Origin of the sequence: Neorhizobium sp. T25_13, from assembly GCF_002968675.1 — a bacterium.
Classification (GTDB): Bacteria; Pseudomonadota; Alphaproteobacteria; order Rhizobiales; family Rhizobiaceae; genus Neorhizobium; species Neorhizobium tomejilense.
Window position 1 is genome coordinate 526,562 of record NZ_PVBI01000001.1, and the last position, 14,253, is coordinate 540,814.

The 14,253-nt window shown below is 63.7% G+C and carries 11 protein-coding genes; all 11 read left to right on the forward strand.

Going from position 1 to position 14,253, the window contains the following annotated elements; translation table 11 throughout:
• The first annotated feature begins 9 nt into the window (after window positions 1–9).
• The 11 genes from tssE to C5J22_RS02570 all read left to right on the forward strand — a co-directional run bounded on the left by tssE (window position 10) and on the right by C5J22_RS02570 (window position 14,007).
• Window positions 10–420, forward strand: a complete 411-nt coding sequence (gene tssE / locus C5J22_RS02520; RefSeq protein WP_105437010.1) for a type VI secretion system baseplate subunit TssE — start codon at window positions 10–12, stop codon at window positions 418–420.
• A gap of 15 nt (window positions 421–435) precedes the next feature.
• Window positions 436–2,184: a type VI secretion system baseplate subunit TssF gene (tssF, locus tag C5J22_RS02525; RefSeq protein ID WP_105437011.1), complete on the forward strand. Its 1,749-nt coding sequence runs from the start codon at window positions 436–438 to the stop codon at window positions 2,182–2,184.
• On the forward strand, window positions 2,181–3,272 hold the full coding sequence (gene tssG / locus C5J22_RS02530) for a type VI secretion system baseplate subunit TssG (RefSeq protein WP_105437012.1): 1,092 nt from the start codon (window positions 2,181–2,183) through the stop codon (window positions 3,270–3,272). The genes tssF and tssG overlap by 4 nt, the downstream gene beginning before the upstream one ends.
• Window positions 3,269–5,239, forward strand: coding sequence for a type VI secretion system-associated FHA domain protein TagH (gene tagH, locus C5J22_RS02535; protein ID WP_172746495.1), 1,971 nt, complete (start codon window positions 3,269–3,271; stop codon window positions 5,237–5,239). The genes tssG and tagH overlap by 4 nt, the downstream gene beginning before the upstream one ends.
• Window positions 5,236–5,721, forward strand: a complete 486-nt coding sequence (gene tssJ / locus C5J22_RS02540) for a type VI secretion system lipoprotein TssJ (RefSeq protein WP_105437014.1) — start codon at window positions 5,236–5,238, stop codon at window positions 5,719–5,721. Before tagH ends, tssJ begins: the two co-directional genes overlap by 4 nt.
• A gap of 74 nt (window positions 5,722–5,795) precedes the next feature.
• Window positions 5,796–7,127, forward strand: coding sequence for a type VI secretion system baseplate subunit TssK (gene tssK, locus C5J22_RS02545; RefSeq protein WP_105437015.1), 1,332 nt, complete (start codon window positions 5,796–5,798; stop codon window positions 7,125–7,127).
• Window positions 7,124–8,011: a type IVB secretion system protein IcmH/DotU gene (gene icmH, locus C5J22_RS02550; RefSeq protein WP_105437016.1), complete on the forward strand. Its 888-nt coding sequence runs from the start codon at window positions 7,124–7,126 to the stop codon at window positions 8,009–8,011. Before tssK ends, icmH begins: the two co-directional genes overlap by 4 nt.
• Window positions 8,008–11,580 carry a type VI secretion system membrane subunit TssM gene (tssM, locus tag C5J22_RS02555; protein WP_105437017.1) on the forward strand — a complete coding sequence of 1,191 codons (3,573 nt, stop codon included), beginning with the start codon at window positions 8,008–8,010 and terminating at the stop codon, window positions 11,578–11,580. Before icmH ends, tssM begins: the two co-directional genes overlap by 4 nt.
• 15 nt (window positions 11,581–11,595) lie before the next feature.
• On the forward strand, window positions 11,596–12,351 hold the full coding sequence (gene tagF, locus C5J22_RS02560; RefSeq protein ID WP_172746497.1) for a type VI secretion system-associated protein TagF: 756 nt from the start codon (window positions 11,596–11,598) through the stop codon (window positions 12,349–12,351).
• 86 nt (window positions 12,352–12,437) lie between these two features.
• Complete coding sequence (locus tag C5J22_RS02565; RefSeq protein WP_172746498.1) at window positions 12,438–13,055, forward strand: PP2C family serine/threonine-protein phosphatase; 618 nt, start codon at window positions 12,438–12,440, stop codon at window positions 13,053–13,055.
• Window positions 13,048–14,007: a serine/threonine-protein kinase gene (locus C5J22_RS02570; protein ID WP_172746499.1), complete on the forward strand. Its 960-nt coding sequence runs from the start codon at window positions 13,048–13,050 to the stop codon at window positions 14,005–14,007. Before C5J22_RS02565 ends, C5J22_RS02570 begins: the two co-directional genes overlap by 8 nt.
• Window positions 14,008–14,253 lie beyond the last annotated feature (246 nt).

A 14,253-nucleotide genomic window follows, 5' to 3' on the forward strand; every position in this document is an offset into this window, starting at 1 on the left:
GAGTAAGCAATGGTATCGGTAAGCTTGCTGCAGCGCCTGGAGCTTGACGGGGTCGGAGCCGAAAGGGCCGGCCGGCAGGATGATTCTGCCGTGTTCGACAGTATCCTTGCCAATCTTCTGATGATCCTCAACAGCCGCAAGGGCTGCTGCGAGACCCGGCCCGATTTCGGCCTTTCGGATTTCAACGCGACCTCCGACTATCGCAGCCTGATCTCCTCGATCGCGCGCGATGTCGAAAGGCAGTTGCGCAGTTTCGAGCCGCGCCTGCGCAATGTCGCAGTGCGGCCGATCGAGGACAAGACGCGACCGCTCGAATTCATCTTTCACGTGGATGGTGAATTGGCCGATGACGATCGCACCGTCAAGGTTGCTTTCGACTCGGTCCTCGGCAGCGACGGACGCATGCGGTTCAACGGCTAGTCGAGGGTTGGACCGATGGCGATCAACAACTACTACCGGGACGAGCTCTCCTATCTGCGCGAGATGGGTGCGCTGTTTGCCAAGGCCAATCCGCGGCTGGCGCGCCATCTCGGCAAGGACGCCACCGACCCGGATGTGGAGCGCCTGCTCGAAGGCATGGCCTTCATGGTCGGGCGGCTGCGCCAGCGGCTCGATGCGGAAATGCCGGAACTGGCGCTCAGCCTCCTGCAACTGGTCTGGCCCCATTACCTGCGGCCCGTCGCCCCGATCACCATGGTGCGCTTCGGCTTTGCCGAAGGGGCGAGCGGCGTGTCGATCGACGTGCCGCGCGGCACAAGGGTGCAGTCGCGGCCGATCGACGGCGAAGCCATTTCGTTCCAGACCAGTTTCGACCTGAAGGTCCTGCCCTTCGAGATCGTCGGCGCCGAACTCGAAAACCGCAAGAACAGCAGCCGGATCGTGATTTCGTTCCGCCAGACCGGCGGCGCCGGCCTGCAGGCGCTGGCAGCCGGGCCGCTGACCTTGTTCATCAACAGCGCCAAGGACACGGCAACGGCCCGCCAGCTCTATCTCTTTTTCCGCGAGCGGGTGCGCGGCGTTCAGCTCATTGTGCCGGATGAGCGGCCGGCCGCCGCCAACCTCACCGTCGAACCGATGGGCTTTGCGCCCACAGAGGCGGCCCTGCCCTATCCCGAAGGCGCCTTCGACGGTTTCCGGATCATGCAGGAATATTTCTCCTGCCCGGAAAAATTCATGTTCCTGCGGTTGAAGGGCCTGGAGAACTTCGCCGACTCCCGCGCCGACCGCTTCAGTCTGGCTTTCGAAATGTCGCAGGCCTTTCCGGAATCGACCCGCATCAGCGCCGATCTCTTCGCGCTCAACACCACGCCGGCGATCAACCTGTTCGAGGCCGAAGGCCGACCGCTGACGGTTTCCCACGAGCGCTCCGAATATCCGGTCCGGTCGGCCGGCGATTCCAGCCATTTCAGCGTTCATACCGTCGAGGGCGTGGAAGGCTGGGTTCAGGGCAGCGGCCGTCGCATCGTCTATGAGCCGTTCGAGAGTTTTCGCCACGATCTCTCCGAGGACGGTAAGCCGAAGCTCTACTATCGCACTCAGGTGAAGCCCGGCGTACTCACCAACGGCGTCGATCACTCGCTGTCCTTCGTCACCCGCCTCGGCAAGGTCGGCCTGCCGGAAACCGAGATGGTGTCGATGCGGCTTAGATGTTCGAACGGGGCGCTTGCCAGCCGCCTCGGGGTCGGCAGCGTCAATCAGCCGACATCATCGACGCCGGCAAAGCTGGAATTTTCCAACATCACGCCGGTATTGAGCGAAGTGCCGCCGCCGCTTGAGGAAGACATCCTCTGGACGCTGATCGCCAATCTGGCCCGCAACTTCTCCTCGATCATCGATGTTGAGGCGCTGCGGACAGTGGTCGGCGCCTATGACTTCCGCGCCCGGACCGACCGGCAGGCGGCCATGCAGCGCGACATGCTGCTGCAGAGTTTCCGAAGCTTCGAGCGCAGGAGCGTCGATGTCATCAGCCGCGGCCGGCCGGTGCGCAGTTTCGAGCTGACGCTTTCGGTCTCCGAAAACATGATGGGCGGCGAAGGCGAAATGTATCTTTTCGGCTCCATCCTCGACCACTTCCTGAAATCCTATTCGAGCATCAACAGCCTGCACCGGTTTTCGATGACCGGGCTCGATTCCAACATCGTGTTTCGCTGGGCCGCCAAATGGGGTGAGGCCGCGACGCTATGAGTGGCAACGAGGCAATGGCGGTGGAGGCGGTTTCCGGCCGGATGGCCGGAGCGCTCGGGGACGCGCAGCTTTCGGAACTCGCTCATTTCCGTTTCCACCAGCTTGTCGTGCTGATGGAACTCAGGCGCGGCGACGCGCGGCCTGTCGGGAGCCTGGGTGATCCTTCGAGCGAATATCTGCGGTTTCGCGCCACCCGCTCCTTGAGTTTCGGGGCGTCCGATGTCAGTGCCGTCGCCTATGACACGGCGGCCGACCGGCTTGATATCCGGGTCAATTTCTTCGGCCTCTACGGCCCGGCTTCGCCGCTGCCGGCTTGGTTCACCGAGCGGATCATCGAGTCGGATACCGTTCCGGCCCCGGTCGAGGATTTCCTCGATCTTTTCAATCACCGGCTGATCTCGCTGCTGCATGTGATCTGGCGAAAGTACCGCTATTATCTGCGCTATGAAAGCGGCGGCGCCGACCCCTTGTCGAAACGCTTCCTGGCGCTGTGCGGTTTCCCGATCGAGGATCGCGACCGGATCGGCGAGATTTCCCGCTCGGCGCTTCTGCCGCATCTGGGATTGATTTCGCTCTTTTCCAATTCGGCCGATGTGGTCGGCGCGACACTCTCCAACTTCTTTGCGATCCCCTGCCGGATCGAAGAGTTCATTCCGCGCAAGGTGGCGATCGGCGAAGAGTCTCGGCTGGCGCTTGGCCGAACGAACAACATCCTCGGCGAGGACGCGATCCTCGGCTTCGAACTCGACGACGATTTCGGCAAGTACCGCATCTGCGCCGGCCGGGCGAGCTTCGCCGTGCTCGAACCTTTCCTGCCGCATGGCGCCAAACATCGCCAGTTCTGCGAACTGCTGTTGATGGTGACGCGCGAGCCGCTGGAATGGGAGCTGCAATTTTCGTTCGAGCCGGAGACCATCCCGATGGCGAAGCTCGGCGAATGCCGCCTCGGCTGGACGAGCTGGCTTCATGCCGACACGCCGCAGCCGCTCGAGGACACGGTCCTCCTGTCGACCGACAGCACGGTGTCGTCCTTCGATATGCCGCCTGCCGCCATGGCGGTCTTCGAGGGCATCGGAGGGCGGTCATGAGGATCAGGCTCTCCCTCGTCGGCAGGACACAGCCGAGCGAACATGTCTTCGAAGTTCAGGGCGGCACGTTCGGCCGTTCGTTGAAATGCGATTGGGTTCTCTCCGACGAGGAGCGCATCCTTTCGTCCATCCACGGCCGCGTCGTCTTCGAGAACAACAAGTTCATGTTGGTCGACGAAAGCACCAACGGCATTTTCCTCGATGGCAGACAGCAGCCACTCGGACGCGGCAACGGCGTGGCGCTGGTGGGCGGCCTCAGGTTCCGCGCCGCCAAACACCTGATCGAGGCGCAGCTCCTGGCCGCCGCCGCCGCCTTTTCACCGGCACCAACATCGGGCCCTGCCTTGCCGCAGGCCTATCAGCCCGTCTGGCAGAATGCCGCGCCGTCGGCCGAACAGGCGTTGCGCGAACGCGGCGACATGGGCGATGTCTGGGCCAGGAATACCCAGGATCCGCTCGCCTATCTCGGATCGGCACCATGGCCGGAGGCTGCATCGCCAGATCCGGCCGCCTCTGCCATTCCCTATGTCGACCCGCTTTTCTCGCCTTCTCCACGTCAGACGGATCCATTTGCGGGCATGATCGCCAACGGCCAGCCGGCAATGCCGGCGCCACAGCCGATACCGGCCCATTTCATGCCGGGGCCGGATCCGCGCGAACGGTTCCCATCGCCGGGTTCCCCGCCTCAGCCCGCCACCGGTTTGCCAGCGGGTTTCGAGCCTTCGCAGTCGTGGCCGCCGGTCGCCTCGCAGCCAAGCGTCGCGGCTGCTCCCTCGCCCGCGCCGCAACCAATGCCGGCTGCCGGCCCCCAAAAACTCATTCCCGACGATTTCGATCCGCTTTCCATCCTTGCCAGCCCGGCGCGTCGTAACCGGGAGCTGCGGCAGGAGTCAGGGAATACCGCGGCCTCACCGTTCGGTCATCAGCCTTTGGCGGCCAACCCACCCGCTCAGTCGGCCCCAACTCCGCCCTTACTTGGGCCTGTGCCGCTACCGCCTGCCCGCGAACCGCTCAGCCCGTCGCTGATGGCCGATCTGGCGCGATTGAGCGAGCCGGCTGCGACACGCCCGGCGGGACCGGAGCAGCCTGCCGGCGAATTCGATGCCATAGAGGCAATGAAGGCCCGCCGCGAAGAACGCAAGGCGCGGCTGATCGAGAAGGCGGCCGGAGACGGTCACCCTCGGCCGGTAGTTCCCGCATCTGCTCAGATACCAGCTTCGGTACCGGGCGTGCCGTTGCCGTCCATGGCGCCCATATTGCCCGGTCCACTTGAGCCGCAACCGCCTCTGGCTGCGGCTCCCGGCGAGCCCTTTGGCGCGGCCTCCGGCCAGCCGCTCCAGCCGCCCGGCCGGACCGGTGCCGACGGCACCGCGCTGGTCGCACTGTTCACCGGCATGGGCCTGCCAGGCGCCGACATTTCACCGGACAGGCAGAAGCAGGTGATGCAGGAGGTCGGCGAGATGGTGCGGGCCTTTTCCGACGGCCTCATCCTGCTCTTGTCGGCCCGCCGCATGGTGAAGTCGGAATTCCGCATGGACGAAACACAGGTCCAGCCGGAAGAGAATAATCCTTTCAAGCATTTCAAGATGGCAGAGCTCGCGCTGGACGAACTGTTCGTGACCCGCTCGGGCGGTTTCCAGGCGCCTGGTGAAGCTGCCCAATCGGCATTGGAGGACCTCAAGCAGCACGTCATGCTGACCATGGCGGCGATGCAGCGGGCGATCAAACTGCTGATGGAGCGGCTGAGCCCCGAGCACGCGGCGCGCGACAACGAAGCGGAAGGCGCCCATCGCATCCGGGGCTTGGGCGCGCGCAAGGGCAAGTGGGAAACCTATGTCGACATGCATCAGCGCATGAGCAGCAATTTCGACGGCGTAGCGCGCCAACTGATCGCCGAGGCCTTTGCTCAGGTCCAGGAGGAACAGGCCCGGCGGATCGCTTCGCAATATTGGGAGAACAAGAAATGAGCTTCAAGCGGCTGACATTCCTCGGTATCGCGCTGCTGGTTTTGGCAGGCGTGCTCTCGGCTTGCGGCGGCGTGCCGGAGCCGACGCCTGCCGCCTTCACCATCAATGCCGACGTGGCCGTCAATCCGGGCGAAACGAAGCTCGCCTCTCCTGTGGTGATCCGCATTTACGAACTGAAGTCGCTCAAGGCCTTCAACAACGCCACCTATTTCGACTTCGACGACGAGGCCAAGCTGCTCGGCGCGGACCTGATCTCCAGCCGCGAATTCGAGATGCTGCCGGGGACCGAGAAAAAATACGATCGCGAGATCTCCAGCGAGGCTGCCTATATCGGCGTCGTCGCGAGCTTCCGCGACATGCAGTCGGCGCAGTGGCGGGATTCCATCGAATTGGAGAAGGGCTCGCAGAACCGTTTCATCATCTACGTCACGAGCCTGGCGGTTCGGATCCAGAAATATTCGCGTTTTTCGTTCGGCAAGTGATCCAACCTGCCGGGCGAAACCTTGAATTTGAATGCGCAATCGGGGCCTTGGCCCAGGGGGTATGATTGACATCGATGGGCAAGCCACTCTGGCTGGAAGGCATGTTTCTTCGGCCGCAGCACCTGCAGCAATATGACCGCTGGATCGAAAGCAACCTCGACCAGCGCGTGGCGGGGCTCGCTCCCTATCCATGGGGCGTGCGGCAGCTCGAATTCGACAAGGAAGCGTTGAAGACCGGGCAGATCCGCGTCAGTGCCGTCGATATCGTCTTTCCCGATGGCACCCTCTTCATCGCGCCTGGCGCGCAGCCCCTGCCGCAGGCTGTCCACGTACCGCCGGGCAGCCAGGGCAAACGTGTGTTTCTGGCCTTGCCGATCCGCGCCCCGGGGGCGAGCGAGGTCGCCGAAGGCGCTGGCATGACGCAACGTTTCCGCAACACCGCGGTTCGTGTGATCGACAACGCGCAGGCCAACCGACCGCCGGCCGAAATCGGCGTCGGCACGCTGAATGTGCGCATCGTGCTTGAGGGCGAGAAACTCGACGAGCTCACCTATCTGCCGATCGGCGAAATCGAGACAGTCGGCGCGCTCAGCCAGGTAACCCTCACCGAAACCTATATCCCCCCGGTGGTCGCGATCGGGGCAAGTCTCAGGCTGATCTCGATCCTGGAGCAGATCCGCGGCCTGCTGCGCAGCAGGGCGGCATCGCTGACCGCCGGCGCAACCGGACAGGCGAACGATACCCGTTCCGGCATGCTCGACGTCATGCTGCTCGGCATTGCCAACCGCGCCGAGGTGATTATCGGTCACCTGATCGCGACCGGCCTTCATTCCGCCGAGAACGCCTATCGCGAGGTGATTGCGCTGGCCGCCGAGATATCTGCCTATGCCTCGTCGACCCGGCGGCCGCCGGACATGCCGCCATACAACCATCTCGACCTGCGCATGAGCTTCGACGGGCTGCTTGCCATCCTGCGCCAGATGCTAAGCGTCATCGTCGAACGCAACGCGCTCAGCATTCCGTTGACGGAGCGTGATTTCGGCATCTGGCTCGGCGAGATCAAGGATCGGATGGCGTTCAACAGCCGCCGTTTCGTGCTGATCGCCCGCGCCGACCTGGCACTCGAAAACATCCGCCAGCAATTACCGGCGCATATCAAGATCGGACCGGTCGAGCAGATCCGCGATCTCGTCAACCTGCAGCTTCCGGGCATCGCGATCCAGCCGCTTTCGGTGGCGCCGCGCGAAATCCCGTTCATCCAGAACGCAGTCTATTTCGAGGTCGACACCACCAATCCGCTGTGGGCGAAGCTCAAGGATTCCGCCGCCTTCGCCCTGCATGTGAGCGGCAATTATCCCGGGCTCGACCTGGAGCTCTGGGCGATCCAGCGTGAGGCCGGCAGATGAGCAATTTCGGCGACGATAACGACGCCCCGACGGTTGTGCGTCACTTAAGCCCCCGGGCGAGAACGGCGCTCGGCGGTGAGATGGGCGACGATCCGACCGTCGTCGTGCGCCAGTCGTTGCTGCCGTCCGCCAATGCCGGCGACGCGTCGCTGCAAAGCGCCATCAACCTGGTGCAACAGCTCGACACCGCGCCGGAGCGCAAGCTGGTACGGGCCGCAGCGCCGCTGCTCCTGATCGTCGCGCAGCTGCGCAATTCGACGGAACGAGCCGATGTCACGGCCTTGCGCCGCCAGGTCGTCGAGGAAATGGACCGCTTCCAGCAGATTGCCCAGAAGAGCGGCGTCGAGGCCGGCGATATCGTCGCGGCCCGCTACGTGCTCTGTGCGACCATCGACGAGACCGTGCTGATGACGCCTTGGGGAAGCCGCAGCGAATGGAGCTCGAACTCCCTGCTCAACCAGTATCACAACGAGACCTGGGGCGGCGAAAAGGTGTTCGTGATCCTCGACCGGGTGAAACAGAGCCCGGCGCAGCGTCTGCCGCTGCTGCTCCTCATCCACGCCTGCCTGATGCTCGGCTTCGAAGGTCGGTACCGGATCGTGGAGCGTGGCCGCGACCAGCTCGAGGACCTGCGCAACGAGCTGTCGCGGGTCATCAAAAAGGCGGGCGATACCGGCGCCGAAGAACCGCTCTCGAAGATTTCCAAAGGTGAACGGGGTGGCAAGAAGATCCGTGCCGTGTTTCCGTTGTGGATGGCGGCGGCGATCGCCGGCCTGTCGCTTGTCGTCGTCTATGTCTACCTGGAATTCTACCTCTCCGGAGCCCTGAAACCCGTCCTCACCAAGATTACGGCGCTGACCAGCGGGTTAGGATACCGTCGATGATCAGAACTTATCTCGTCAGCATTCTTCGACCGTCCAGCCTGATCATCCTGTTGATGATCATCCTGCTCGCAGCGCTGTTCTGGCTGTTCGGCGGTCAAGTCACGGTCGGCGGCGTTACACCCTTCGCCACCGTTCCGAGCCGGACGCTGGTGGCCACCGGCGCGTTGCTGCTGTTCTTCGTCGTCACCTTCCTCAGGTTTTTCCTGGCGCGGCGGGCCAACGCCCGGCTAATCAATTCGATGCTCGTCAATGACGAGCTGATCTCGATGGGCAGCGACCTGTCCTCCGACGAAGTGGAACTCATCCGCGAGCGCTTCGAAAAGACGCTGAAGACGCTGCGCGACAGTCCGCTCGACGGGCGCAAACGGCGTGAATACCTGTTCGACCTTCCCTGGTACATCATCATCGGCCCGCCGGGGACCGGCAAGACCACCATCCTGCAGAATTCTGGCCTCGACTTTCCGCTGGCCGAAACCGGGCATACGGCAGCTCTGCAGGGCATGGGCGGCACCCGCCATTGCGACTGGTGGATCTCCAACGACGCGGTGCTGATCGATACCGCCGGACGCTACACGACTCAGGACGTCAACCAGGGCATAGATGCCGCAGCCTGGGGCGGGTTTCTGAACATCCTCAAGGAAAACCGCAGAAGGCGGCCGGTCAACGGCGTGTTGCTGGCGATCAGCGTCGCCGATGTCGCGCTCGCCAGCGAGGCCGAACGGCAGCGCCATGCCGAAATTCTCAGGCAGCGGCTGCGCGAACTGCATCGCAGCTTCGAAATGCGGCTGCCGGTCTATGTGCTGTTCACCAAATGCGACCTCATCGCCGGTTTCGAAGAATATTTCGACGACTCGACCGAAGCTGATCGCGATCAGGTCTGGGGCATCACCTTCCCGCGCGACGACGATCAGGCAAGCTTCGGCCCGACATTCGAGAGCGGCTTTCAGGACCTCGTCAGCCGCATCGAAAGGCGCCTGCCGTCGAAACTCGAGACCGAGCGCAACAACGGCCGCCGTTGCCGCATCTACGGTTTTCCGCATGAATTCGCCTCGCTTTCGGCGGTACTGCGCGGTTTCGTCACCGATGTCTTCCGGGTCAACCGCTATGAGGCACAACCGCTCTTGCGCGGCGTCTATTTCACCTCCGGCACCCAGGAGGGAACACCGTTCGACAGGCTTCTCGGCGCCATGGGCCGCAGTTTCGCGCTGGCACCCAGCCACCAGCCGCCGACAAGCGGCCAGGGCAAGGCGTTCTTCATCAAAAATCTGCTGACCAACATCGTCTTTGCCGAACAGAACCTCGTCGGACGCAATACCAAGGTCGAACGGCAGTTCGCCGCTGCCCGAAGTGCCGCCTATGCGGGCCTTGCTGCGGTCGCCGTGCTGTTCTGCGGCTATTGGCTGGCGGGGCTGGACAGCTCGCTTTCGCTGATCAAACAGGCCGACGCTTCCGCCGACAAATTGAAGATCGGCATCGAGCAGGCGGGCAACAACCGGTCGCTGGAAAGCCTGCTGCCGATCCTCGACGAAGCGCGCCGGCTGCGCGAGATCGCGGAATCGGGCTGGCCGCTTCCGGATATCCTGTCGATCGACGCGCGGCCCGAACTGCGCGGCGTCTCGCTGCAAACCTACGACGCGCTGCTCAGGACCTTCCTTCTTCCGTCCGTCGTGGCCCGGCTGCAGACCCAGATCCAGCTGCTGTCGACAACCGCCGACCCGAACAACCTGCTGCTGCGCGGCCAGCTCGAAACCTATTTGATGCTGACCACCGGCCAGAAATACGAAAGAGGCCGGGTCGAAAGCGAATTTTCGCGGCAGAACGAGGCGGCCTTTGCGCTGCGGCCCGACGCCAAATTGCGCATGGACGAACACGCGGAGAGCCTCGCCGCCCTCTTGCCGGCGGGGACTGCGACCGACCAGTCGACCGTGCAGGCGGCGCGCACGCGCCTCGCCGACGTGCCGCAGGCGTCCGACATCTATACGCGCATGGTCCAGGATGCACAGCGGCGCTATCAATTGCCGCCGATCAGCATCATCAACGTTCTCGGCCCCGGGGTACTGCAGGTCGATACAGCCGCCGGCGGCACCAGCGTCATCCCCGGCCTTTACACGAAGAACGGCTTCTACCAGTTCTTCCTACCGCGGCTGCCCGAATATATCCGCAGCTCGACCGGGACCGATTGGGTTCTCGGCGAAAACGGCATCAGCAACGATGCCTATCAGAAACTCTCCGAAGAGATCGCCAAGGCCTATGTGCGCGACTACATCGCCATATGGAAAAGCGCGGTCAACCCGGTGCGTGTGATCGACTTCGATTCGCTGAGCCAGGGCCAGACGGTGCTGCGCGATCTTTCGAGCCCGCAATCGCCGCTGACCTCGCTGCTGACGACGCTGCGCGACAATACCGAACTGCCGCTGCCCGGCGCCAATGCCGAAAGCCAGGCGCCGGGGGGTGCGCTGTCCCAGGTCGCCGCCCCGCCCGGGATCGCCATGGCGGTCGCTGGCACCGTCACGGATGCGCTCGCCAAGACAGCACTCGCAACAGCCTTCGGTTCCGCACCGTGGCCGGGGACGACGATCCGCAACGCCTTCCTGCCGCTGACATCGCTGGTCGATCCACAGAACGGCCAGGGCCTAGCGCAGATGCAGCAGTTGTTCGGGGAGCTTTTCGGCACGGCGGCCGGCATCGCATCGGCACCGAGCCCGGAGGCGGCGGCCTTCGATTTCGTGCTTCAGCGCGGCAAAAACCCGACCACCGACAGTTTCTCGCGGCTGAGGGCAAATGCGGCCACCAAGCCGACGCCAATCCGGCCGATGGTCGAATTCGTCTCCAACCGGACCTGGCAGGTGCTGCGCAGGCTTGCCTATACACATGTCAACCAGCGCTGGCAGGAGGAGGTTCTTCCGACCTGCAACGCGATGATGAACGACCGCTACCCGTTCTCGCCGGAATCGCAGCAGGAAATCTCGCTTCAGGATTTTGCCGACATCTTCAAGCCGGCTGGCATCATCGACCAGTTCTTCAAGGACAATCTGGCGCCCTTCGTCGTCGTCAAGGGCCGTCAGCTGGTGCCGATCGATCCGCAGCGCAGCGGCATCGGCCTGGCGCCGAATGCGCTGGGGCAGTTCGCCCGGGCGCTCGCCATCCGCGACGCCTTCTTCGGCGCGTCGGGCACGGCACCGGAGGCGAAATTCACCGTCGAACCGATGTATCTCGATCCGAAGGCGCTCCGATCGTCCTTCGTTCTCGACGATGCCGATCTCGTCTACCGGCATGGACCGATCCGGCCCCGCGACTTCGTTTGGCCGAGCAAGCGCGATGCGAGCACCGCGCAGCTGAGCATCACGCTTCTCGACGGCAAGACCGAGACCGTGCAGCGCAGCGGCAACTGGGCGATCTTCCGGATGCTGAGCGGCACCGGCATGGCCAGGACCAGCGGCCAGGACCAGTTCGAGTTCTCGATCGAGAAGGACAAGATCAGGGCCAGCTTCCGGCTGAGGGCATCGAGCGTCGCCAATCCGTTCAATGGTGAGCTCTACGCCTCGTTCCGCTGCCCTCCGGCACTGTGAGGGAGGATGGCTCCCTTGGAATTGCTCGGTTATTTCGGCAAGGTTCCCGCGGCCAAGGATTTCGTGTTTCACGGCCTGCCCGTTCGCGTCACCGAAGCCTGGGCCGAGATCGCAGCCGGCTGGATGGCATCGTTGCGCAGCGAGGGTGAAGAGAGTTTCCAGCGAAACGTGCTCTCCTCGCCGGTCTGGCGCTTCCTGATGCCGGCGGGTTTCGGCGGCAAGGCCGGTGTCAACGGTGCGGCCGGCCTGATGGCGGGGTCGATCGACGGGGCCGGCCGGGCATTTCCGTTCGCGGTCCTGCTGGTTTCCCGCGAGACTGCCGGGATACTGAGGCCGGATGCTCGGCTGGATAAGGCGCTCGACCGCATCGAAGCCGCCATGCTCGGCTTCATGGAAGACCAGATCGCCAAGGAAGAGTTCGTCGAAATGCTGAAGACGGTGGCGACCGATCTTTCGCTTGTGGCGCGTGAGACGGCGACGGCCAGCCCGCTTCTGGCGGATAGAGAAAAAGCTGCCTGTTTCATCGGCTCCGATCCGGCCTGGTCGAGTGAGCGGGCGGCGCAGGCGAGCAGCCTTCCCTCCGGTCCCGCTCCCTCGCCTGCCGGATCCCCCGAAAGCTATTGGTGGCACGACGGTCATGCGCCGCTCAGGCCGTCACAGTTTTATGTGGTTCGCGGCCTGCCGACTGAAGCCACCGCGCGGCCCCTGTTTTTTGCCGATTGGCCGGCGGGATGGCAGCAGCGCCAGCCGCCCGGCACGGGCCTTGCCTGATGGAGCATCCCACAGACGATCCCCGTCTCCCGCGGCCACGCCGCATCGTTGAAGCCGAAGCGGCAACCCGGCGCGGATATTCTCATATGCACAACGAGGATGCCTATATGGTCAGCCTCGGCGAGCGCCTTTTCGCGATTGCCGACGGCATGGGCGTCCATCGCGACGGCCATATCGCCAGCCGGACGGTGATCACGTCGCTTCAGCAACGGAGCGCCGCCACCTCCCTGGAGGAACGGATCGACAATGCGACGCGGGCGCTCGAAGAAGCGAATGCAGCCCTGTTCGGCGAGAGCCTTGCCAATCCGGCAGCCGGCATTTCCGGCTCGACCGCCGTGGCCTTGCTGGTTGGGGAAGATTACGCCTGCTGCCTCTGGGTCGGAGATTCCAGGCTCTACCTGATGCGCAACGAGAAGCTCTACCTGATCTCGGAGGATCATGCGGCGGAAGGCGGCGCGCTGACCCGTGCCATCGGTTCCTCGGCCAAGGTCGATGTGGACCGGCGGATCGTAGAGCTTGCCGACGGCGACTTGTTCGTGCTCTGCAGCGACGGCCTGCTTAAGGGCATGGGCGAGGACGAACTGGTCGGTATCCTGTGCGACAGACGCGAGAATGCCGCCGATCGGCTGCTCGCGAAATCGATCGCGGGCGGATCCGTCGACGATATCACGCTGGTGCTGGTCTGGGTGCTTGCCGATGAGTGAGGACCACAGACCGCAATCGACGGCGCTGGTTCTCATCGAGGACCGGCCCCCGATCGATCCCTCGCGCCTGCTGCGCGGGCGGTACCAACTGGTGGCGGAAATCGGCCGCGGCGGGCTGTCGCGGGTCTTCAAGGCCCGCGACATGGTGGCTTTGCGCGCCGGCCTCGCCGATCCTCATGTGGCCCTGAAGCTGATCGCCGCGGGCAAGAATACCGATCCCGACGTGATCGCGCTGATGCATCGGGAGGCGCGGCGGTTGCGCGATCTCGTCCATCCGAACATCGTCCGCGTCTACGATATGGATTCCGATCGGCGGCTTCATTTCATGATCATGGAATATCTCGAAGGACAGTCGCTGTCGCGCATGCTGCGCGAGGCACCGGGGCACCGGCTGGTACTGCCGGCGGTTGACCGGCTGGTTGGCAAAATCGCGGCCGCGCTCGAATTTGCCCATGGCAAAGGCATCATCCATGCCGATCTCAAGCCTGGTAACATATTCCTGGAAACATCCGGGCGGATCAAGCTGATCGATTTCAACATCGCCTATCCGGTGGCACGACCGAGGAAGACCCGCGAGGAGGATACGGTCGCCATTCTCGGCCGCCTTGGCGCGCTGACGCCGGCCTATGCATCACCGCAACGGCTTGCCGGCGCCGAGCCTGGCACCGGCGACGACGTCTTTTCGCTCGGCATCATCACGTACCTCGCCTTGACCGGCATCCGCCCCTATGCCCCCGGCAATGCCCTCGAGGCCGCAGAAGCGGGCCATGTCCCTACCCGTCCCTATGGACTTTCGGCCAGCCGGTGGCGGGCGCTACGGCGGGCGATCTCGCTCGACGACGGGGAACGGACCGCTTCGGCCGCCGAGTTTGCGCGCGATTTCACCGGCGGGCCATTTGAGGCGATTTCCGGATGGTGGACGCATATCGCCCTGGCACGAGCAGGTGAGTAGCACACTGCTTACGCCAGCCTGCGTGTCGATTGGACTGATCAGTAGGATGCTGAAGTAGCCATGACGAACCGACAACCGGCTATAGAGCCTTTATCCCGGCTCACTGCCATAATGCAGGTTAACTTCGCCATGCTTCGCAGTTGATGGGCCGCGGTCGACCGCGGCGATGATCAAGCCGATGTTGCACGCTTCAGAAATTCGACCGGAAAAAAACGGTATTGAACACGGGACGACCAAGCCCAGACA